General features: G+C 56.4%; 21 protein-coding genes and 1 tRNA gene. 12 read left to right on the top strand and 10 right to left on the bottom strand.

Annotated elements, in window-relative coordinates:
• Window positions 1–4: 4 nt before the first annotated feature.
• A complete protein-coding gene (trpS, locus tag Q0O33_RS03490; RefSeq protein ID WP_295496118.1) occupies window positions 5–1,003 on the top strand; it encodes a tryptophan--tRNA ligase in 999 nt (332 codons plus the stop codon).
• Window positions 1,004–1,106: 103 nt separating this feature from the next.
• Complete coding sequence (locus tag Q0O33_RS03485) at window positions 1,107–1,760, top strand: DUF4136 domain-containing protein (protein ID WP_295496115.1); 654 nt, start codon at window positions 1,107–1,109, stop codon at window positions 1,758–1,760.
• Window positions 1,761–1,782: 22 nt separating this feature from the next.
• On the opposite strand, the gene Q0O33_RS03480 is transcribed toward Q0O33_RS03485, so the two are convergent.
• The 4 genes from Q0O33_RS03480 to mutM form a co-directional block, all read right to left on the bottom strand.
• The gene (locus tag Q0O33_RS03480) at window positions 1,783–2,799 is read right to left on the bottom strand and encodes a hypothetical protein (protein WP_295496112.1); all 1,017 of its coding nucleotides are present in this window, start codon (window positions 2,797–2,799) and stop codon (window positions 1,783–1,785) included.
• 165 nt (window positions 2,800–2,964) lie between these two features.
• The gene (gene dnaA / locus Q0O33_RS03475; protein WP_295496109.1) at window positions 2,965–4,437 is read right to left on the bottom strand and encodes a chromosomal replication initiator protein DnaA; all 1,473 of its coding nucleotides are present in this window, start codon (window positions 4,435–4,437) and stop codon (window positions 2,965–2,967) included.
• Window positions 4,438–4,840: 403 nt separating this feature from the next.
• A complete protein-coding gene (gene rpsT / locus Q0O33_RS03470; RefSeq protein WP_183941705.1) occupies window positions 4,841–5,104 on the bottom strand; it encodes a 30S ribosomal protein S20 in 264 nt (87 codons plus the stop codon).
• Window positions 5,105–5,212: 108 nt separating this feature from the next.
• Window positions 5,213–6,025 carry a bifunctional DNA-formamidopyrimidine glycosylase/DNA-(apurinic or apyrimidinic site) lyase gene (mutM, locus tag Q0O33_RS03465; protein ID WP_295496105.1) on the bottom strand — a complete coding sequence of 271 codons (813 nt, stop codon included), beginning with the start codon at window positions 6,023–6,025 and terminating at the stop codon, window positions 5,213–5,215.
• An 82-nt stretch (window positions 6,026–6,107) separates the two neighbouring features.
• Here mutM and Q0O33_RS03460 point away from each other — a divergent pair, with 82 nt between their 5' ends.
• From Q0O33_RS03460 to Q0O33_RS03440, 5 genes are read left to right on the top strand one after another with little or no spacing between them, the layout of a single operon-like run.
• A complete protein-coding gene (locus Q0O33_RS03460; protein WP_295496395.1) occupies window positions 6,108–6,839 on the top strand; it encodes a class I SAM-dependent methyltransferase in 732 nt (243 codons plus the stop codon).
• 11 nt (window positions 6,840–6,850) lie between these two features.
• Window positions 6,851–8,401, top strand: a complete 1,551-nt coding sequence (ubiB, locus tag Q0O33_RS03455; RefSeq protein ID WP_295496103.1) for a 2-polyprenylphenol 6-hydroxylase — start codon at window positions 6,851–6,853, stop codon at window positions 8,399–8,401.
• A complete protein-coding gene (locus Q0O33_RS03450; protein WP_295496101.1) occupies window positions 8,401–9,666 on the top strand; it encodes a bifunctional phosphopantothenoylcysteine decarboxylase/phosphopantothenate synthase in 1,266 nt (421 codons plus the stop codon). Before ubiB ends, Q0O33_RS03450 begins: the two co-directional genes overlap by 1 nt.
• The gene (dut, locus tag Q0O33_RS03445) at window positions 9,647–10,096 is read left to right on the top strand and encodes a dUTP diphosphatase (protein ID WP_295496099.1); all 450 of its coding nucleotides are present in this window, start codon (window positions 9,647–9,649) and stop codon (window positions 10,094–10,096) included. Before Q0O33_RS03450 ends, dut begins: the two co-directional genes overlap by 20 nt.
• Entirely contained in the window at window positions 10,093–10,857 is a 765-nt protein-coding gene (locus tag Q0O33_RS03440) for a HesA/MoeB/ThiF family protein (protein WP_295496097.1), read from the top strand. Before dut ends, Q0O33_RS03440 begins: the two co-directional genes overlap by 4 nt.
• Here the strand turns inward: Q0O33_RS03440 and Q0O33_RS03435 are convergent.
• Complete coding sequence (locus Q0O33_RS03435) at window positions 10,846–11,553, bottom strand: NAD-dependent deacylase (protein WP_295496094.1); 708 nt, start codon at window positions 11,551–11,553, stop codon at window positions 10,846–10,848. The genes Q0O33_RS03440 and Q0O33_RS03435 overlap by 12 nt on opposite strands.
• Window positions 11,554–11,634: 81 nt before the next feature.
• Here Q0O33_RS03435 and dapB point away from each other — a divergent pair, with 81 nt between their 5' ends.
• Genes dapB through Q0O33_RS03420 form a run of 3 tightly spaced genes read left to right on the top strand, consistent with a single transcriptional unit; the run spans window position 11,635 to window position 13,451 of the window.
• Complete coding sequence (gene dapB / locus Q0O33_RS03430) at window positions 11,635–12,360, top strand: 4-hydroxy-tetrahydrodipicolinate reductase (protein WP_295496091.1); 726 nt, start codon at window positions 11,635–11,637, stop codon at window positions 12,358–12,360.
• A complete protein-coding gene (nth, locus tag Q0O33_RS03425; RefSeq protein WP_295496088.1) occupies window positions 12,357–13,046 on the top strand; it encodes an endonuclease III in 690 nt (229 codons plus the stop codon). Before dapB ends, nth begins: the two co-directional genes overlap by 4 nt.
• A 12-nt stretch (window positions 13,047–13,058) precedes the next feature.
• On the top strand, window positions 13,059–13,451 hold the full coding sequence (locus tag Q0O33_RS03420; RefSeq protein ID WP_295496086.1) for a hypothetical protein: 393 nt from the start codon (window positions 13,059–13,061) through the stop codon (window positions 13,449–13,451).
• 4 nt (window positions 13,452–13,455) lie between these two features.
• Here the strand turns inward: Q0O33_RS03420 and Q0O33_RS03415 are convergent, their stop codons facing one another.
• Genes Q0O33_RS03415 through Q0O33_RS03405 form a run of 3 tightly spaced genes read right to left on the bottom strand, consistent with a single transcriptional unit; the run spans window position 13,456 to window position 16,417 of the window.
• Entirely contained in the window at window positions 13,456–14,229 is a 774-nt protein-coding gene (locus Q0O33_RS03415; protein ID WP_295496083.1) for an enoyl-CoA hydratase, read from the bottom strand.
• Window positions 14,226–15,275, bottom strand: coding sequence for an enoyl-CoA hydratase/isomerase family protein (locus Q0O33_RS03410; protein ID WP_295496081.1), 1,050 nt, complete (start codon window positions 15,273–15,275; stop codon window positions 14,226–14,228). The genes Q0O33_RS03415 and Q0O33_RS03410 overlap by 4 nt, the downstream gene beginning before the upstream one ends.
• On the bottom strand, window positions 15,272–16,417 hold the full coding sequence (locus tag Q0O33_RS03405) for an acyl-CoA dehydrogenase family protein (RefSeq protein WP_295496078.1): 1,146 nt from the start codon (window positions 16,415–16,417) through the stop codon (window positions 15,272–15,274). The genes Q0O33_RS03410 and Q0O33_RS03405 overlap by 4 nt, the downstream gene beginning before the upstream one ends.
• Before the next feature lie 206 nt (window positions 16,418–16,623).
• On the opposite strand from Q0O33_RS03405, the gene Q0O33_RS03400 reads away from it, so the two are divergent.
• Window positions 16,624–16,700, top strand: a tRNA-Arg gene (locus tag Q0O33_RS03400).
• Between the two features lie 35 nt (window positions 16,701–16,735).
• On the opposite strand, the gene Q0O33_RS03395 is transcribed toward Q0O33_RS03400, so the two are convergent.
• Entirely contained in the window at window positions 16,736–17,956 is a 1,221-nt protein-coding gene (locus Q0O33_RS03395; RefSeq protein WP_295496075.1) for an MFS transporter, read from the bottom strand.
• A 24-nt stretch (window positions 17,957–17,980) separates the two neighbouring features.
• Window positions 17,981–19,366 (bottom strand): aromatic ring-hydroxylating dioxygenase subunit alpha, encoded by a 1,386-nt coding sequence (locus Q0O33_RS03390; RefSeq protein ID WP_295496072.1) that lies wholly within the window; start codon window positions 19,364–19,366, stop codon window positions 17,981–17,983.
• Between the two features lie 324 nt (window positions 19,367–19,690).
• Between Q0O33_RS03390 and Q0O33_RS03385 the strand changes: the two genes are divergently transcribed.
• Window positions 19,691–21,910 (top strand): TonB-dependent receptor, encoded by a 2,220-nt coding sequence (locus tag Q0O33_RS03385; protein ID WP_295496069.1) that lies wholly within the window; start codon window positions 19,691–19,693, stop codon window positions 21,908–21,910.
• Window positions 21,911–21,989 lie beyond the last annotated feature (79 nt).

Raw genomic sequence — 21,989 nt, 5'->3', positions numbered from 1 at the left:
ATCTATGCGCGTCGTTTCCGGTATTCAGCCAACGGGCAACCTTCATCTCGGTAATTATCTGGGTGCGATCCGCAATTGGGTGAAGATGCAGGATGAAATGGAATGCCTATATTTCCTCGCAGATTTGCATGCCATTTCAATGCCCCATGTGCCCGAGGAGTTGACCGCCAACACCCGCGAGATGGCAGCGGCCTTGCTCGCCTGCGGGCTGGATATCAATAAGGCGATTCTGTTCAATCAAGCACGGGTCCCTGCCCATTCTGAACTGCAATGGCTGCTGACAGGCACGGCGCGGATGGGTTGGCTCAACCGGATGACCCAGTTCAAGGACAAGTCGGGCAAGAACCGCGAAGGCGCGAGCATTGCGTTGTTCACATACCCTGTTTTACAAGCCGCGGACGTGCTGCTGTATCAGGCGACGCATGTGCCTGTGGGCGAAGACCAGAAGCAACATTTGGAGCTAGCACGCGACATCGCCCAGAAATTCAACACCGATTTTGGCAAAGGCACAGAGATTTTCACCTTGCCTGATCCCATCATTCCGAAAGCCACCGCGCGCATCATGAGCTTGCGTGACGGCAGCGCCAAAATGTCCAAATCTGACCCAAGCGACATGAGCCGTATCAACTTGATCGATGATGCTGACACGATCTTAAGCAAAATAAAGAAAGCAAAAACCGACCCCGAACCATTGCCGTCGGAGGCAGATGGTCTGGAAGGCCGTCCCGAAGCCAAGAATCTGGTCGGTATTTATGCGGCCTTTGCGAATGAGACGGTGGACGAAACGCTGGCACGTTTTGGCGGTCAGGGCTTTGGTTCCTTCAAGCCTGCACTGGCAGAAATTGTAGTCGAACATTTGCGTCCCATTTCGGAACGCTTTAGCGCGCTCAAGGATGATCATGAACAAATCGACGCGGCATTGGCAAAGGGCGCGGCCAAGGCCCGCGAATTGGGCGCACCAACGTTAAAGGCAGCTTATGCTGCGCTTGGCTTACTACGTTAAATGTTGTTATATCGTCGTTCAACCTTAGTTCAGCGAAACCATCCTAATTTTGACAGGTTAATAACAAGACGGCGTCTGGCCGCTTTTGAAGGGATATGAATGGATGAAAAAGGTCGTAACTTTTCTCGCTCCGCTGGCACTGCTTGCTTTAGGCGCATGCGCGACGCCCTTTAACGCCGATGTTTCGCGCTTTCAGGAACTACCCGCGCCGCAGGGTCAGACCTTTATGATCCGCGCAGCCAACCCCGCCAACTCCGGTGGCATAGAATTTGGTCAATATGCCGCGTTGGTCGCCAAGGAACTTCAGGAAGTTGGGTATGTGCCGTCATCGGTGGCAACCGCCGACATGACCGTATCGCTCGATTATGCCGTCGATGAAGGCAAGGAGCGTAACATCATTCGTCAAGACCCGTTTTACGATCCATATTGGGGCTATGGCCGCTTTTACCGCCCCTTTGTCGTGCGCACACGTCGCGGCGCACGCTATGTCGTAGGTTTTTATGATCCGTTTCTCTATAGCGGCTTTAACCGGCCATATGACATCGACAGTTTCACGGTGTTCACCGCCAATCTGGATATGAAGATTGACCGCAATGTTGACGGCAAGCGGCTATTCGAAGGCAAGGCGGAGGCCAAGTCGCGTTCGAACAAACTTCCCTATCTGGTACCAAATCTGGTCGAGGCCATGTTCACGGGTTTCCCCGGCAATGGCGGCGAAACCGTCCGGATTTCCGTCGCGCCAGAGGAGAAGCGCTAAGCCCTATTCGGGCTGTGGCGTTCTATACGCCGCAGCCCAGTTCGGTTTTTCCATAGGCTGCGCCTTCACCCCGCGTAGCGGCAATTCCTGCGTAAAGCTCCGTCCCCGTGAAAAGCCCGTCGCGTCCGATGTCAAAGCCTTGCGCGCGGAATACGTCCATAACTTTGGCGGGTGAGTCATCGAAATATAAAGACTGCGATTCATAATGCTGCGCCAGGCCCGTCAACGACAAGCCTTCGAATGATCGGCGTAGCCTGAGATATTTGCTTTTGCCTTCCACCGCTGCATAGGCCTTTTGACGGGCAGCTTCATTGGCAAATTCCTTTGCTTCCAACGCTTGCCATTGTGCCCGCAACTGCGCACCGATCTTGGCAAATTCAGCACCGATTTCCCCGGAAAACGCACAGGTCTGTGGATTGAAGCCGATGGCAATTGGCTTGCCCCCAATGCGCGCCAAGATCGATGGAGCGTCTGCAAGATACCCATAGCGTCCATCGGCAAGCTTCACCTCAACGAAGTTATCTGCCGTGGTGCCCACCAGTGTCAGCTGTGCACCCTCGCGCAGCCGATCCAGCAAATTGCTATCTGCCAAGGTCGTGGCCCAGACATCAATCAGCCCGTCTGCAACCCATAGTTGATCATTGAGCGCCTTTACCAACGCCGGTGGTTTGTTCTGTGACAGATTGACCAGTGCGACAAAACCATTGCCATCACTCAGTTCCAGCCACCCGCCATCAACACCTGAACCTGGTTGAATTGTGCCGGTCACTTGCGAACCACGGGGCAACTTGCCCAATATGTCACTGCCGCTTATCGTTGGTTTACTGCGCAAGTTCGCGTCAGTCATTGCGAAAAATATTTGCGCGTCTGGGTTTGAAGCCTCTCCCGCTTCGGTGGTGGGCATATCTGAGCCACGTTTCAAATCATCCGCAATGAAGAGCCAAAAATATAATGCGGCCATCGCCAACACAGCAACGACCGCGACAAATGGCATCCGCCAATCACGATTCGCGGCCGACTTGGCGGATTTTGGGGCCATTTTGGGCTTCAACGCACGCCCGCAACTGGCGCAGAAAGCGGCTTGATTAGCCGAAGTCGCTCCGCATGAAGCGCAAACCTGACTCATACTTATCCCTCCGACTCACATCATGGGGATAAGCGCTGGAAAGCTTGTTGAAAAGGGGTGGAAATTAGGGTCCTGACCCTAGGCTTCGAGTTGGCGGAGCAACGCGCGGACATCATTATCCATGTCGCTGTCTTGTTGCCGAAGCCCTTCAACCAAGCGTACCGCGTGGATCACCGTGCTATGGTCACGCCCACCGAACTTGCGTCCGATTTCAGGATAGCTGCGCGGTGTCATCACCTTGGCAAGATACATGGCAACTTGGCGCGGACGCACAACCGCGCGCGCCCGGCGCTTTGAGGACATTTCGCTGCGGTCGATACGATAATATTCGCACACGGCACGCTGGATTTCATCAATGGTGATACGGCGACGGCACGCACTTAGAATATCCTTGAGCTGCTCTTCAGCTAAAGTCCGCGTGACTGGCTTGCCCGTCAATTGTGCATAAGCGAGCAGCTTGTTCAAGCCGCCTTCCAATTCGCGGACATTGCGGCTGATCGTGCGGGCAAGAAACTCGACCACCTCTTCACCCACCTGCGCCTCTGGCATATGGGCGAGGCGCTGTTCCAGAATCAAACGGCGCAATTCGAGATCTGCGGGCTGAATATCGGCAACAAGGCCCATCGACAGGCGCGACAAGATGCGCTGATCCACGCCGTCCAGCGCTTGCGGTGCGCGGTCAGCGGAAACCACCAAGCGTTTGCCTGCGCCAATGATGGCATCGATGGTGTGCAGAAACTCTTCTTGCGTTGACACCTTGCCGATGATGAACTGGATATCGTCGATCAGCAGCACGTCAACAGCACGCAAACGTGCTTTAAACTCCATCACTTCCTTGCGCCGCATCGCGGTCACAAATTCCATCATGAATTTTTCAGCCGACATATATAAAATCTGCGCGTCGGGATTAACCTCGGCATAAGCATGACCAATGGCATGCATCAGGTGTGTTTTGCCTTGGCCAGTTGCCGCTTGCAGATATAGCGGGTTAAACAAGGGCTTGTCTTTCGACGCCACGCGCTCTGCAGCGCTCAGCGCCAGCACATTGGTTTGGCCTTTCACGAAATTCGCAAAAGTCATGCGCGGGTCAAGCGCCGACCGCGTGGCTTGTGCCTCATTCGTTTCTTGCGCGACCGCGCGTTCTGCATTGGTTGAAGCGCGCAGCAATTCGACGCGCGGCGCGCCGGGGCGGGTGCGAATTTTCAACTGCTTGACGCTGCTGTTTGTGCTGGACCATGCCAGGCGCAAGCGGTCGGCATAATGGTCGGAAACCCAGCTTGCGGAAAAGTCGGAGGGCAACAAAAGCTCCAACGTGCCAGTCAAGTCACAATAGTCACCAAGGCTGATGGAGCGAATCCATTGGCCGTAAACCTGCGCACCCAAATCTCGACGCAAGCCGGAGGAGATATTGTGCCAATCAGCGTCGAAACGGGCATGTGATATAGACACATCATTCCCGCTTCCTGATGGACCGACTTTGCTTTGCGATACTGAATTGCCTTCGGCCAACGTGCCTGCCCCCATTTTCCACCCCAACCAGCGCAACATCACCGCGCGCTATCTGCCGGACACAGGACAAACGGGTACTGGCCTCGCATTTGTTGCCAAATGCAGCCGAGCTACGTGTTTACTCTCCATGTGAGGCATTGCGCGACTGTAGTCATGCGTTGCTGGAATGCATTTCTTAGACAGCAATAAACGAGTCGATCAAGTGCGAGACTGCAAAAAAACTGAAATAATTGCCATTGACTCGGCGAGACACGAGCAAATGCGTTAAATATTTAATAACCACATGATTTTATGTATTTTTCGATTCAGAACTAAATTGTGAACCTGTCGAATCGCGGGAAATCCTCACCCTTGCAATTTGTGACAATTGGCAAAGAAAAATCCGCCGTGTTCGCGGCGGGTTTCGAATGTCTCAAACCGGAAGGTCCGGCACCATAAGTATCGCTTAAGCGAGACCGCCGACCGCCTTTGTGAGGCGGCCAAATTTGCGCGATGCTGTGTTCTTGTGAAGGACGCCCTTGGATACGCCGCGCGCCAGTTCAGGCTGCGCTGCGGCCAGTGCGGCAGCAGCCGCTGACTTGTCGCCAAGTTCAATCGCCGATTCGACTTTCTTGATGAAAGTGCGGATGCGGCTGACGCGTGCGCCATTTACTTCGGTGCGACGCGCGTTGCGACGGATACGCTTTTTTGCTTGCGGCGTATTGGCCATTTTTGTCCTCGAATTTCAATATCTGTAGAGGCGCGCCCATGCGGTACGCCCGTTGAAGGAGCGGCCCTTAACCCTGCCCAAGAGATTCGTCAACCTCATAATGCCGCCTTATCGCTGGCATTTCGGGCAGTAGAAGGTTGATCGACCCGAATCAACACGCCGCATTATATTGCTGCCACAGGCGCACACTTCACCCGCGCGGCCATAGACACGCCAGTCCTTTGCAAAATAGCCAAGCTCCCCATCGGGCGCTGCAAAATCGCGCAGGGTAGATCCGCCAGCGGCTATAGCAGCAGTGAGCACCTCTTTGATTGCTATAACCAATCGGGTCAGCCGCGGCTTGCTTATGCTCGATGCAACAGCAATTGGGTCAATGCCCGCCATGTGCAAGGCCTCGCACACATAGATATTCCCTAAGCCCGCCACAATATTCTGGTTGAGCAGCATGGCCTTTATCGGCGCTTTACGGCCAACCAAGGCCTTTTGCAGCACGGAAGCATCGAACGCCTCCGACAGCGGCTCAGGCCCCATTTGGGCAAAGAAGCGATAATCGTCGATCTGCTGCGAATCGATAATGTCCAGCGACCCGAAACGACGGTGATCATTGAGCGCCACCACCCGGCCACTCGCCGTTTCCAAAATGAAATGGTCGTGCTTTTCAATTTCCACGGGGTCGACGCGCCAACGGCCCGACATCCCCAAATGAAATATCATCACGTCCTGCCGGTCGGTGTATATCAGCCCATATTTGGCGCGCCGGCCCAGTGTTTCAATGCGCGCACCCGTGAGCCGCTGCCGCAAATCGGGCGGAATCGGCCAGCGCAGATCCGCACGGCGCGGTTCCGCGCGTACGATAAGTTCGCCTTCCAAGACCGACCGCAGGCCGGATACGGTAGTTTCTACTTCGGGTAATTCGGGCATATAATTTTGCACCTATTCGGGCATTTGATTTTGCCCCTAACAGGCTTTGCGGCTGGCGCAACAATCGGCTAGAGGCAGCATGATGAACGACACCGTATCCTTCGGCTATGAGGAAGTTAGCCCAGAAGAAAAGACGCAGCGCGTTGGCGACGTCTTTTCCAATGTCGCGCGCAAATATGACATCATGAACGATGCGATGTCGGGCGGCATGCACCGTTTGTGGAAAGATAGCTTCGTGCGCCGCGTTAAACCGCGCGCAGGTGAGGATATTCTCGACATGGCCGGCGGCACCGGCGACATCGCCTTTCGCATGGAAAAATCCGGCGCGCAGGTCACCGTCTCCGACATTAACGAAGACATGTTGGATGTCGGCATGGAACGCGCCATGCAGCGCGGTATCAGAAGCCTCATCTGGTCTGCGCAAAACGCCGAAACGCTGACTTTCCCCGATACACATTTTGACGCTTATACGATTGCGTTCGGCATACGGAATGTGACCGACATTCCCAAGGCCCTGCGCGAGGCGCATCGCGTGCTGCGTTATGGTGGCCGTTTTTTCTGCCTCGAATTTTCCACAGTCGAATGGCCTGGCCTTGCGCAAATATACGACGTCTATTCCGACAAATTGGTGCCAAAGTTGGGTAAGGCCATTGCGGGGGACGAAGACAGCTATCGCTATCTGGTCGAATCCATCCGCCGTTTCCCCGACATGCAGAATTTCAAACGCATGATTGGTGAAGCAGGTTTTGTGCAAACCAAAGTTGAGCCCATATTGGGCGGTCTGGTCGCGATCCATAGCGGCTGGAAGGTTTAACCCCGCGCCGCATGACCCGCCCAATTACCCACATCATTCGTTTGCTCAAATGGGGCCGCATTCTTGCGCGCCACGGCGCTCTTCGCGCCATTGAGGCGGATCGTAATACCCCTGCACAAGTCAAGCGGCTGTGCCGCATCGCGCGCTTTGGAACAATACAGCCGAAGGTACCGGATTATGCAGGCGCATTTCGCGCCATTGGTCCCGCCGCGATTAAACTTGGGCAAACGCTCGCGACTCGGCCTGATATCATCGGCGAAGAGGCGGTGCATAATCTGCTGATGCTGCAGGACCAGTTACCGCCAGCGCCATTTGACCAGGTCTATGCGCAGATCGACAACAGCCTGAACAAGCCCGCGGCAGCGTTGTTTGAATATATCGATCCCGTCCCCGTTGGCGCCGCCTCCATCGCGCAGGTACACCGTGCCCGCACGAATGAAGGCAAGGATGTGGCAATCAAGGTGCTTCGCCCGGGTATTCGTGAGCAATTCGCCCGCGACATTGAAACCTATGAATGGGCGGCCGCGCATTTGGAGGCGCTGGGCGGTGAAGCAGCACGGTTGCGGCCACAACTGGTTATCGCCAATTTGAAACGCTGGACCTTGCGCGAACTTGATTTGCGGCGCGAGGCGGCAAGCGCGTCCGAACTGCAAGACGCGATGGTCGCGGTCGAAGGCTATACTATTCCGACCATCGATTGGGACCGGACGTCGGGCCGCGTGCTAACGCTAGAATGGGTCGACGGCGTCAAAATTTCCGATATCGATGCGCTCAGGGCGGCGGGCCATGACCTAAATAAATTAGCCGAAAAGCTTGTCCTTACCTTTTTGCGGCAAGCGATTTCAGAGGGCTTTTTCCATGCTGACATGCATCAGGGCAATTTGTTCGTGCGCGCCGACGGCACGATTGTCGCCATTGATTTTGGCATCATGGGCCGGATCAACCGGCAGGCGCGTTTTTGGTTGGCGGAAATTCTCTATGGCCTGACCACGGGCAATTATAAGCGCGTGGCAGAAATCCATTTCGAGGCGCAATATGTGCCAAGCTATCACAATGTAGATGAATTCGCGACAGCATTGCGCGCGGTGGGCGAACCAACGCGCGGCAAGCCAGTGAGCGAATTGTCGGTCGGGCAAATGCTCGACAGTCTTTTCGCGATTACCCGCGATTTCGATATGCAGACACAGCCGCATTTGTTGTTGCTGCAAAAAACCATGGTGATGGTCGAAGGTATTGCGACCTCATTAAACCCAAGCATCAACATGTGGGACGTCGCCGCGCCTTATGTGCGTGACTGGATTCGCGGTGAATTGGGGCCAGAAGCCATTCTGGCCGATGGCCTGCGCAAACAAGCCGACACGCTGAAGTTGATCCCCGACCTCATCCGCCGCTTGGATGAACAGCTACCGCGCAAAGGCGGCGCGCCTGAGCCGCCACCCTTGCCGCCTGTTCAACTCATTTGGGAACGTAATGGACAAAGCAACGCTGCGCGTTATCTATTGGTCGCGGCATTGGCCGGTGCCTTGGGTGCGGCTGGCATGTGGGTTTTGGGGTTAAGCTAATGTCTACCAAACGCATCCTCCTCATCGTCACGGGCGGCATCGCGGCGTATAAGTCGCTTGAACTTGTCCGCTTGCTCAAGCGGCAGGGCATATCCGTGCGCGCGGTCATGACGCAAAGCGCGACCGAATTCATGACGCCTTTGTCCATGTCGGTCATGACCGAAGACCAAGTATATGGTCATATGTTCGACCTGAAGGAAGAAAGCGAGATTGGGCATATCCAGTTGAGCCGTCAGGCCGACTTGGTCGTCATCTGCCCCGCCACTGCCAACATCTTGGCGAAAATGGCGGCGGGCATATCCGACGATCTCGCGACCACTGTCTTATTGGCGACGGACAAGCCCGTGCTTGCCGTTCCCGCGATGAATGTCCGCATGTGGAACCATAAGGCAACGCAACGAAATTTGACCCAATTGCGCGCCGATGGCATCCACATCATGGCCCCTGATGAAGGCGCGATGGCGTGCGGCGAATTTGGCCCCGGACGATTGCCAGAGCCACCCGCCATTGCCGAACAAATTTGCATGATGTTGGGGCATCCCTTTGATGCAATGCTGGCATCAGGCCGTTCGCCAACAACGGTTCAAAGCGGTGCTGCGCCTGTAACGCAGCAAAATCGTCCATTATCCGGCCAACGCATCTTGGTAACCGCGGGCCCAACTCATGAGGCGATTGACCCTGTACGCTACATCGCCAACCGTTCTTCGGGGCGTCAGGGCTTTGCCATTGCTGCCGCGGCAGCGGATTTAGGCGCGGAAGTAACGCTCATCGCTGGCCCCGTCCATCTGGAGACCCCGCACGGCGTTGTGCGGATTGACGTAGAAACCGCGCTCGACATGCAGGCAGAGGTAGAAAAAGCCTTACCGGTCGATGCCGCCATAATGGTGGCTGCCGTTGCTGATTGGCGCGCTGCGCAAGCGCCTGAGCAAAAGATTAAGAAAGACGGCGGCAATATCCCCGCGCTCAATTTAACCGAAAATCCAGACATCCTCGCCAGCCTCGCCACGCACGCCAATCGCCCAAAGCTGCTGATTGGTTTTGCGGCGGAGACAGAGAAGATTGTCGAACATGCGCAGGCAAAGCTCGCCAAAAAGGGTTGCGACTGGATCGTCGCCAATGACGTGTCCGGCGACGTAATGGGCGGCGCAAACAATGCGTTTCATATCATCACCAAGGAGGGCGTCGATAGCTGGCCCGAAAGTGCCAAGGACGTTATTGCCCGTAAATTGATGGAGAAAGTGGCCGATGCCCTCGCAAAAGGTTGATATTCGGGTCAGGCGCCTAGAACACGGCGCTGGCCTACCGATGCCTGCATATTCAACATCTGGCGCAGCGGGCATGGACATTTGCGCCGCCGAAAGCCTGACCTTGCGCGCTGGCAAACGCCACGCCGTTGCCACGGGTTTCGCCTTTGCCATTCCCGATGGCTATGAAGTTCAGGTGCGGCCGCGTTCGGGCCTTGCCCTGAAACATGGCATCACCTGCCTCAACACCCCTGGCACTATCGACAGCGATTATCGCGGCGAAGTGAAGGTCATTCTCGCAAATTTGGGTGACGAAGATTTCGTGATCAACACAGGCGACCGGATTGCGCAAATTGTAGTCGCGCCGGTCACGCAAGGAATGATGCTCGAAGTCGACGCCCTAGACGATACCGAACGGGGCACCGGAGGCTTTGGTTCAACCGGCGTATGACGCTTAGCGACCAACAGCTTGACCGTTACGCACGGCATATTGTGCTGCGCGACATTGGCGGCGCGGGTCAGTCTAAATTGCTGTCGAGCCATGTGCTGCTGATCGGTGCGGGCGGCATTGGTTGCCCTGCCATCCAATATCTAGCCGCGGCGGGCGTTGGAACGATCAGCGTCATTGATGATGATGTTGTGTCGCTTTCCAATCTCCAGCGACAAATTCTGTACACCGAAAGCGACATTGGCACGGCAAAGGTCGATGCCGCGAGTGCCGCCGTCGCACGCTTAAATCCTGATGTAACATTCCGCGGCCTCAAGCAGCGTATTGACCGCTCCACCGCGGTAGACATTCTAAAGGGCGTCGATGTCGTGATCGACGGCTGCGATAATTTCGCCACGCGCTTGATCGTGAACGATCTGTGCCTTGCCGCGCAAGTGCCGTTGGTTAGCGCCGCGATTGGCCAGTTTCATGGACAGATTGGTACCTTTACGGGGTGGCAGGATGATGCGCCTTGCTATCGCTGCTTCGTTGGCGACGCGCATGACCCCGATGATTGCGACGACTGCGCGACGCAGGGCGTGCTTGGCGCGATGTGCGGCCTGATGGGATCCTTTGCCGCGATGGAGGCCATTCGTGCGCTGACCGGCTTTGGGGAGGCCCAGATGGGCAAGCTGCATTTGTTCGACGGGATGGCTCTCGGGATGCGGTCTATTCGCCTGCCGAAAGATACAGGCTGTAGGAGCTGTGGCGGCTTAACCGCCTAATATCTCGTCCACCCATGCTGGCACCACGAATGTTGCGGGGCCATGCCGCGATTCTTCGAACCATGATGTGCCATGCGATGGTTCAAGGTTCAGTTCCAAAGTCCTGATGCCTTTCTGCCGCGCTTCACGCACAAGGCCAGCAGCAGGATAGACCGCGCCAGATGTGCCAATGCTGACGAATAAATCCGCTTGGTCCAACGCATGGTATATTTCGTCCATCCGATACGGCATTTCCCCAAACCAGACGATATCCGGCCGTAACCGCCCCGCCACGCCGCAGGCTGGGCAAGCTGGCCGATCCATCAATGTTCCGCGCCACGGGTGGCGGGCATCACAGGCATTGCACCAAGCGTTCAGATGTTCACCATGCATGTGCAACAGACGCTGCGCCCCTGCCCGTTCGTGCAGATCGTCGACATTTTGCGTCACCAGCAGCAGATTGCCCGACCATGCCGCATCCAGCCGTGCGAGGGCATAATGCGCGGCATTGGGCTCTACCTGTTGAATACGTTCGCGACGCATATCGTAAAAACGCAGCACAAGGTCAGGATCACGCGCGAAAGCCTCGGGCGTGGCCACATCTTCCACCTTATGCTGCTCCCACAACCCGCCTGCGCTGCGAAAGGTATCGATGCCGCTTTCGGCGCTGACGCCTGCGCCTGTCAGGATCACAATGTTTTTTATGCCTTGCCCCACATGCTTTCCTTCATCTTCACCCAAAACTTGTTTCGGTTGCCTAATATAGTAAGACCCAGACATTAAGTCAGGGCAAGAGATATGAAAATTGGAATTATTGGCAGCGCGGGGCGCATGGGTCAGACTTTGGTAGATGCAATTGTCGCCGACGGCCACACACATGCAGGAGGCGTCGATAAGGACGGCGACCTTGGCGCATTGATTGCCGCATCCGACGTTCTCGTCGATTTTTCGAGCCCGCACGGCCTTGAGGCGAGTCTCGATGCCTGCGTGGCTGCGGGTAAGCCCATCGTCATTGGCACGACAGGTTTGGAGGAGCGCCACCATTTCCTGATCGATGATGCCGCGCGCGATATTGCCATTTTGCAGACCGGCAATACGTCCTTGGGCGTGAATATGCTTGCCGCCTTGGTGGAACAAGCTGCGCGGCAGTTGGGTGCGGACTGGGACATCGAAATTCTGGAAATGCACCACAGGCATAAGGTTGATGCGCCATCGGGCACCGCCTTGCTACTGGGCGATGCCGCGGCAAAGGGCCGCGCGGTCGATTTGAAAGATCATAGCGAAAGGGGCCGCGACGGGATTACCGGCGCACGCAAGGCCGGCGATATCGGCTTTGCCGCCTTACGCGGCGGCAGCGTGGCGGGCGACCATATGGTCATATTCGCCTCAGACAATGAACGGATCGAGCTTGTCCATCGCGCCGAAAATCGCGCTATATTCGCGCGCGGCGCGGTGAAAGCTGCCGTCTGGCTGACGCGGCAGACACCCGGCCGGTATAATATGCAAGAGGTCCTTGGTCTTTGAAGAAAGCCGACATCTTCGAATTTTACCGGCGCTTGGCAGAAGCAAATCCCGATCCGGAAACTGAACTGGCCTATGGCAATGCGTATCAATTGCTCGTCGCCGTCACATGCTCAGCGCAGTCAACCGATGTGGGGGTAAACAAGGCAACAAAGGCATTGTTCGAAGAGGTCAAGACGCCTGCACAAATGGTCGCGCTTGGGCTGGAGGGCTTGAAAGACCATATCAAGACCATTGGCCTGTATAATAACAAGGCGAAGAATGTCATCGCTTTGTCAGAAATCCTCGTACGTGATCATGCCGGCGAAGTGCCCGCCGACCGCGACGCGCTGGAGGCTTTGCCCGGCGTGGGGCGTAAGACCGCCAATGTGGTGATGAACACCGCCTTTGGCGCAGAAACCTTCGCTGTCGATACGCATATCTTCCGTCTTGGCAACCGCACGGGAATCGCGCCGGGGAAAACCGTGGTCGCGGTCGAAAAAGCGCTGGAGAAAAGCACGCCAAAGCCGTTCCGCGTTGGCGCGCACCATTGGTTGATCTTACATGGGCGTTATATCTGCAAAGCGCGCACGCCGGAATGCTGGTGCTGCCCCGTCGCCGACTTGTGCCGCTTCAAACCCAAAACGCCCGCGCCCAAAATCAAGTCAGCTAAAGTTAAGGCAGAAGGGGTTAAGGGCGAGTCGTCATAATGGAGAAGGCCGATGCGTAAATTGCTGTTCATCATCCCTGCGATTGCCTTGCTGTCTGGTGGCGGAGCGGTCGCACTTGCGGGTAAGAAGGTAGCTGAACCGGTTCGGACGGTGGGCGAACCAAAAAACTGCGTCACGATATCGCAGATACGTTCCACGAAAGTTATCGATAGCCGTAATATCGATTTCCGCATGGCGGGCGGCAAAACCTATCGCAACACCCTGCCCCAAAGCTGCCCCGGATTGAAGTTTGAGGATCGCTTTTCCTATCGAACGTCACTCAACCAATTGTGCAGCGTCGACATCGTCCGCGTTTTGCATGATCAAGGCGGGCAGCTTTACGAAGGTGCCGGATGCGGGCTTGGCAAGTTTCAGATGCTAGAGAAAATCGCGCAATCGCGCTGAGCGGTTACTTACCCGTCCAGTTACCCGGGCGCTTCTCGATAAAAGCAGCCATGCCTTCCTTCTGGTCTTCTGTACCAAACAAGCCATGGAACAAGCGGCGTTCGAACACCACGCCTTGCTGCAAGGTTGTTTCAAATGCAGCGTTAACCATTTCCTTGCACGCAAGCGCGGCCAAAGGCGCCATGGCGGCAATGGCCGTTGCGGTTTTAACGGCTTCGTCGACCAGCTCGGCTGCAGGAACAACCTTGGCAACCAAACCAGATCGCTCGGCCTCAGCCGCGTCCATCATCCGGCCCGTCAGGCACATTTCCATGGCCTTTGCTTTGCCAATCGCACGCGTTAGGCGTTGTGACCCGCCCATCCCCGGGGTGACAGCAAGCTTGATTTCCGGCTGACCAAATTTGGCATTGTCGCCCGCGATGATGAAATCGGCCATCATTGCCAATTCGCATCCACCGCCCAGCGCAAAGCCATTTACCGCGGCGATCCATGGCTTGCGGGTAGCGGTTACGCGATCATAGCCTGCGAAGAAGTTTGCGCCATACATGTCCGCGAAAGACTGCGAGGACATTTCTTTAATGTCCGCGCCTGCGGCAAAGGCTTTTTCGCTGCCCGTCAGAACGGCGCATCTTTGGCTGTCTTCGGCATCAAATGCCGCAAAGGCAGCGATGAGGTCTGCCAACACCTGACTATTCAGCGCGTTCAACGCCTGCGGCCGATTAAGCGTTATCAGCGTCACCGCGCCGCGTTGTTCGACTAATAAGGTTTCATAGGTCATAGGGGTTTCCATTCATCCTGCGCCGGCAAGGCGGCGAAAATAGCGTCGATCAGCTCCTCAGTCACAGCTTCTGCTGTCGCCGGATTCCATTGGGGCGCATTATCCTTATCGACAATAACGGCGCGGACGCCTTCGGCAAAATCGGGGCGTACAATCACGCGGCTGGCGATACGATATTCCATGGCCATGTTCTCGGCAAAGTTGCTGAGCTTCAGGCTCTCGGACAATTGGCGCAAAGCGACTTTACAGGTTTGCGGGCTTTTGGTCCGCAAGGTCGCCAATTCTTTCATCGCCCATTCACTCGCGTCGCCTTCAAGGCTGGCAAGGATGTCCTCAAATGCGTTGGAGGCAAAATGGCGATTGATCTGCACAAGCGTCTCGACGATCTTCGATGCGGGTTGCGTTTCCGACAAGGTGCCCAATATCCCTTCAAGGCGCTCGACACCTTCACTGGCAATTCGTGTTTTGGCTTCGGCGAGCGCGCTGCTCGGCAGATAATGGGTGACAAGGCCAAGCGCGAGGCACTCTGCACCGGCCACGCGTGATCCGGTCAGCGCCAAAAACTGTCCCATGCGGCCTTCGAGCCGCGACAAAAACCAGCCACCGCCAACATCTGGAAAAAGGCCAATGCCGGTTTCGGGCATGGCAAATTTGGTATTCTCAGTCGCCACGCGGAAACGGGCGGGTTGGCTAATACCCACGCCCCCACCCATTGTAATGCCATCCATGAAAGCAACCACAGGCTTAGGATAGGTGAACAATAAATGGTTCAACTGATATTCGTCATGGAAGAATTTGCGGCCCGATTCTCCGCCATCATTCAGGGCTGAATTGCGCAAGAAAGCTATATCGCCACCTGCACAAAAACCGCGCCCGTCTGCATGATCAATCACCACGCATGTTACCGCGTCATCATCGCGCCACGCCAACAATGCTTGCGTCATAGCGTGCACCATAGGCAGCGTCAGCGCATTCAACGCCGACGGCCGGTTCAGGCTTATGAAACCGGCATGACCCTCGACGCGGACCAAGATATCATCGGTCATTGGCGCAAGAGATCACGGCCAATAATCATGCGCATGACCTGATTGGTGCCTTCCAGAATCGAATGCACACGTAAATCACGCCAGAAACGTTCGATGGGATAATCCCGCAAATACCCATAGCCGCCAAAAAGTTGCAGCGCTTGATTGACAATCTCGCTGCCGCTGTCGGTGGACAGGCGCTTGGCCATAGCCGAAAAACGCGACTTGTCAGTGGCGTTCGCCGTGACCTTGGCCGCTGCGATGTAGAGCAAGGCGCGCGCGGCTTCCAAATCGGTCGCCATGTCGGCCAGCATGAACTGCGTGTTCTGGAACTCGGCCACCGGCTGACCAAATTGCTGACGCTCTTTGGTATAGGCAATCGTCTCATCCAAGCACCGCTGCGCCCCGCCCAGTGAACACGCACCGATATTGAGCCGCCCGCCGTCAAGCCCCATCATCGCAAAGCGGAAACCGTCGCCCTCTGCGCCAACGCGGTTGGCAACGGGCACGCGGCAATCTTCAAATATCACTTGCGCAGTCGGTGAGGCGTTCCAGCCAAGTTTCTTCTCTGGCGCGCCAAAGCTGAGACCAGGCGTGTCTTTATCAACCACGAGGCACGTGACACCCTTGGTCTTGTCCTCGCCCGTGCGGACCATCACAACGTAAACGTCATTGTAACCAGCACCCGAGATGAATTGCTTCGTTCCATTCAGCACATAATGATCGCCATCGCGCCGCGCGCTGGTTTTCAGCGCCGCTGCATCCGACCCACTGCCCGGTTCAGTTAGGCAATAGCTGGCGATTTTGTGCATCGACACCAGGTCAGGCAAATAACGTGCCTTCAACTCTGCACTGCCAAAACAATCGATCATCCACGCGGCCATATTATGGATAGAAATAAACGCGCTGGTGGTGGGGCAGCCATAGGCCATCGCCTCCATGATCAACGCCGCCTCTAACCGGCCAAGGCCAGTGCCGCCCGATTCTTGCGACACATAAATCGCGCCAAAGCCCAATTCACCGGCGGCTTTCCACACATCGACCGGATAATGCGACTTTTCGTCCCATTCGGCGGCAAAAGGTGTGATCGCGTCTGCGGTGAATTTGCGCGCCATATCCTGAATGGCAACTTGATCGTCGGAGAGTTCAAACTGGTTTTTCATAAGCTCGCCGTAGCATCGCCTTTTTCAGTTATCCAGCCATTAGCGAGAGGAAAAATAGGTGTCGCGCACGCCATGCATCCGGTAAGTTCGGGCGCGCGAACTATTCGGTTTCCATGCGGCATCGTCACTAAATCGGCTTAGATTAAAACTACGCTCCAAAAAAAACTTGGCGCAATGGCGTCATGCCTGCTAACCGCTTCCAACCCGCACCCATAGCTCAGCTGGATAGAGCGCTGCCCTCCGAAGGCAGAGGCCAGAGGTTCGAATCCTCTTGGGTGCGCCATTTAACTCATTGATATATAATAATATTTAAACGCATCAATGTGCCGATTGCGGGGAGAGCGAGGCCAGCAGGATGGCCGACACCGCCGCAATCCCGACACCCAGCCAGAAGGCGAGGGCGTAGGAGCCGGTCTGGTCATGAACCGCGCTTGCAGCAAGCGGCCCCATCGCCGCACCCAGGGCGCTCAGACTGGTCATCGCGCCGTAAACCGTGCCGAAGATCGAGGCCGGGAACAGATCGCGCGACAAGCAGGCAATGAAGGCCATCATCGCTCCCGCACTGATGCCGAGCAGGGCCGTGGCGCTCAGCGCGGCGGCGAGGCTCTGGCTGTCGAGTGCCAGCAGCGTGCAGGCCAGCGCGACCAAAGCCATGATGCCAATCGAGACGCTGGTCTTTCCCATGCGATCAAACACATAGCCGATCATGATCTTGCCGGGGATGGCCGCAATCCCCGCCAGCCCCGCGATGGAGGCGGCATAAGTCAGCGAAAACCCCTTGTCCGCCAGCGCCGGGGCCAAATGGATCATATAGGCCGACAAAGCGGTTTGCGAGGCGACCACCGCGAGCGCGAGCTTGATGAAATTGGCCGAGAAATAGGTTTGCCGGATATTGGCCGGAGGCACGCTTGCATGCGTTTCAGCCTTGGCCGCGTCGTCGCCGCGTAGACGGCGGTCAAAGAAGAAGAGGCAAGCCAAAAGGAAGGCCGGAACAATCCAGACGGCTGAGAGCATCACAAAGGCCTGACGCCAGCCGAATGCGTCGATCAGATAACGTGCTGAAGTAGGCCCGAAGGCCGAGGCAATGCCGCTGCCGCAAAGGACCACGGCAATCGCCATGCTCCGGTATTTGTCAAAGGCTGCGGCGACGACCGCCAGCCACACTGCCGGGCCGATCAGCGTTGCCCCGAGCGCATGAAAGCACCAGAGCGCGATCCAGAGGCCAAGACTTTGCGTGGCGAGCGAGAAGGCCGCCAGCGCAATCCCGGTCAGGACGAAGCCGGAGAGGATCAGCCAGCGCGCATTGAAACGGTCCACGAGGCGTCCGACGACCGGCATCAACAAAAAGCTGATCACCAGCGCAATCGACAGCCCGACCGAAGCCTGCGTGCGCGACCAGCCGAAACTCTGTTCCAAGGGCCCCAGAAACTGCCCGAGCGCGTAGAGCGAGACCATCGATGCGGGCAGGCCGATCAGGCTGCATAGCAACAGCGGCCCATTCTCGCGCCATTCGCTGCGCTCGGGAGATGCAGTGTCCATCAGGTCAGGGCGCAATCGCCCGACTCAGAAACCAATGTCCTGAATCGGGGTTTCGAACCCGCAATTGACGATGTTCTGCGCCTTGGTCAGCGTGTCCAGATCGAGCGCGGCAAGATAACCGTCGAGCAGGCGCTGGTAATTGCTGATCATGCCCTCGGTATCCTTGGACAAGCGCATATGCTTGAACCCGCCCGCATGGAGGCCGAGCTGCTGGAGCGGCAGGTTGTAATAATCCTGACGCGGAATTTCTGGGAAGTCAGGCGAGTCATACGGCAGGATCGTCGGACCCTTGGGCGTGTCATACTCTTCGCCTTCGGGACGCAGAACGAGCGACCAGATTTCGAACAGGCAGGTTTCGGGCGTCAGCGGGCGGATGCGATAGGATGACATCGCGCCGACCATCGGCAGCAGGAAGAAGTGCGGGAACATGAACTCCACCGCGTGGAACTCCACCTCTTGCGAGACCTTGGAAATGTCGAACATAGGCACGCCGCGCGCGAGCGCATCCTTGGTCACTTCCTCGTACATCTTGCCGTAAAAGGCCATGGTCGCGCCCATGGGATCATCGGGCACTTCCATGTCGCGCATGCGCTCCATCACCGCGACTTCGCTCTCATGCACCATGCCGCCCATGCCCGAGCTGAGCCGTGCCATGAAGTCAATGTGCATGTTGAGCGTCTGCTTGCCGTTCAGGCCGCGATTGGGCGCAAGGCCATCGGCGTCATTGCCGTAGCTATTGCCGAGTGCGGACAGGCGGTGAAGCTGCGGGTGCGTCTTCATGGTGTGATAGCCTTCCTGGAAGGCCTCCATGGCGAGCTTCCAGTTGGTCGGCAGCACCGTGCCAAACCACCAGTCCATCTTGAGCTTGTCGGCATGGCGGGCGTTCATCCGTTCGGCCACAGGGCCCAGCGAGTCGAGCAGCGAGGGCGCGTCATCATCAAAGTTGATGAACGCACAGCCAGCCCAGAATTCGACGCGGCATGGCACGAGATTGATCTCTGCCTTGTCGAGCAGTTCCGGATTGAACACCTGTTTGCCGAACACGAAGGTGTTTTCGCCTTCGGTATTCCAGCGCCAGCCATGAAACGGGCAGACAAATCCCTGCTTGGCACAATTGCCGGGGCCAGTGGCAAGGCGGACGCCGCGATGGCGGCAGGCATTATGGAACGCCTGCACGCCGTTCTTGGTGTTGACCACGATGACCGACTTATCGAGAATCGTATATTCGACATAATCGCCGACGTTCGGAATCTCTTCCAGACGGCAGGCCATCTGCCACACATGCGGCCAGAGCTTTTCCTTCTCCAGCGCGAAGAATTCGGGGTCATAATAACGCTGTGATGGGATGAGTTCGGGATTAGTCACCCGGAAGGGGACTGCCTCCAGCGCGGCGTATGCGGTGTCAGTCATGTAACTACTCGCTATCTTTTCCCGTTACGCGCGATTGACCAGCTTGGTCTCAGCTGGAACTCGAATTGCGTGCTGCGGTGGCGGGTATCGCCAGTTTTGAACAGACTGCATTGCTAGCGTTCAAGCGCGCGCGCTGCAACCCACCTTGTGATAAGTGGGCAGACAGCATGGAAAATATGTAACGCATTGATAATACGATAAAAAAACCTTCAAAAGTCCTCAAGCTGTGGCGCGCTGTAAAAAACAATTGCATCGTTGCATTCCAATAATTTCCTGTCTAAATATCTGCTCAAGAGGCCAGAAACGCCGATAAGGGAGGGTGGGATGAAAATGATTCGGTCTATGATTTTATGCGGCACGGCAATTGCTGGTGCTTTCCTCGCAAACGGCAATGCCATGGCCGCTGAAGCGGCAACAGAAGCGAGTGAAGGCGACATCATCGTTACGGCCCAGCGCCGCAATGAAAATCTTGCCGACGTGCCGATGTCAATTACGGCACTTGATGCTGATGCGCTAGCGCAGTCGGGCGTTACGAACACCTCAGATCTTGCCCGCGTTGTGCCTGGCGTCGCCATGACATTTTTCGGCTCTTTCCTTCAACCTGCCGTGCGCGGAATCACGTCAACCGGAGCGAATCTGGGCGAAAATTCTAACGTCGCCATGTATGTTGATGGCATTTATCAGCCGCAACAAATTGCGACCCTCATCGACCTGCCCGATGTGCAGCAGATCGAAGTGCTCAAAGGCCCGCAGGGCGCGCTTTATGGCCAGAACGCCACGGGTGGCGCCATCCTTGTGAACAGCATGACACCCAGTTTTACCAACACGGGCAAGCTCAGCGCCAGCTACGGCAGTTTCAACGATGTGCAGTTACGTGGCTATATCTCCGGTCCGATCACAAGCAACCTCGCCGCCAGCGTTTCAGGGTCTTATCAGGATCATCAGGGTTTCCGTCGCCATGTCGTCACCGGTGAACGCGATCTGGGGCTGACGGCAAAGGTTGTGCGTGGCAAATTGCTCTACAAGCCAAGTGATAGCGCGAGCATCACAGCCAGCGCTTATTATGCCAAGCGCCGTGACTCGGCGATGTACGCAGGCTTTGCTCTGAACGGGAATTCGATCGGCCATGCTGCGAATCTGACGGGTCTGCTTGGCCCGATTAGCGGCCCGTTCTTTCCGGTCCCGGCAACACCCGATCCGATCAAGGCCAGCCAGTTTTCGGCGTCACCTGATGTCTTTACGCAGATCCGTTCCAAGGGCGTCAGCCTGCGCGGCGAATTTGATGTCGGGGCAGGCACGATCAACTCCTCAACCGGGTTGTTCAGCAACAATATTGTCTATCTTGCTGATATTGATGGAACGGCCGTCAATATTGGCGAAGCCAGGGCGGAACCCCTTTCCGGCAAATTTCTGGTGCATGATACCAACTTTGCCTCGCGCCAGTTTGGCGCCGTCGAATTTCTCGTGGGCCTTTTCTATCTGAAGGGGAACGAGACTTTTGAAAGCAATATCTTTGAAGGCTTTATGCCATCGGTGCCACCAGCTCCACGTGCCAGGCTCTTCCTGACAAATGCCTATGGCAAAGTGGAAAAGCGGATCATTGCTGGCTATGCTGAAGTCACGGTCAAGCCAACCGAACAACTGACCTTGACGGCGGGCGGGCGATATACCAGCGAACGTCAGAAGGTGTTTTCTGACACCCTCGGTTCTGTGAAGCAGCCTGCGATCATTGCCTATCCCGGCAACCCTGTGACGTTTAAAAAGTTCACGCCCCGCATTACCGCACGCTATGAATTGACGCCTGATGTCAACTTGTTCGCCAGCTGGGGCAAAGGGTTCAAGAGCGGCGTGGTGAACACGACCAATTTCGCAATTGATCCGGTCAAGCCGGAAACCATCACAGCCTATGAAGCGGGTGTGAAGGGCAAGATTGCGGGGTCACTTCGCTTCACCGCTGCAGGTTTCTATTATGATTACACCAACTTGCAGGCCGTCATTTTTGTGCCGGGCAAGGCCTATATCACCCAGAATGCAGCGTCAGCGCGGGTAAAGGGCTTTGACTTTGACATGAGCTGGGACGCCACTTCTGAGCTCACCTTCTCAGCGGGCGCTGCGGTTCTTGATGGCAAGTATAAAAGCTTTGCCAATGCGCAGGCGCTGCAACCCACCGGCACTGGTAGCATCCAGATTACGACGGACCTGAGCGGCGGGCGATTGTTGCGTGCGCCAAAGTTCAGCGGCAATGTCAGCGCCAATTACAGTGTCGAGACCGACGCTGGCAAAATCGGGGCCTATGCATCGGTCTATCACACCAGCAGCTTTGGCATGGAGCCAAGCAATCGCATTCGTCAAAAGGGTTACACCACGATCGATGGCGAGATATCCTTCGCACCGTCGGGGATAGACGGCTTGCGGATGGTGCTCTGGGGCAAGAACCTAACCAACAAGGCCTATCTGGCATCATCGCTTACATCGACGCTTGCTGACGTTGGCAGCTATGCGGCGCCGCGCACATATGGCGTCCGGGCCGAGTTCGCCTTTTAAGCCTGCCCGGTCGCGCTTTTAAAGAAATGGTCCACGGTATGGGCACACTTGCAGGCCGCACGGTCATGATCACGGGCGC

The sequence above is a fragment of the Sphingorhabdus sp. EL138 genome, assembly GCF_945862485.1.
Taxonomy (GTDB): domain Bacteria; phylum Pseudomonadota; class Alphaproteobacteria; order Sphingomonadales; family Sphingomonadaceae; genus Sphingorhabdus_B.
This window is presented reverse-complemented; position numbering and strand designations above follow the sequence as displayed.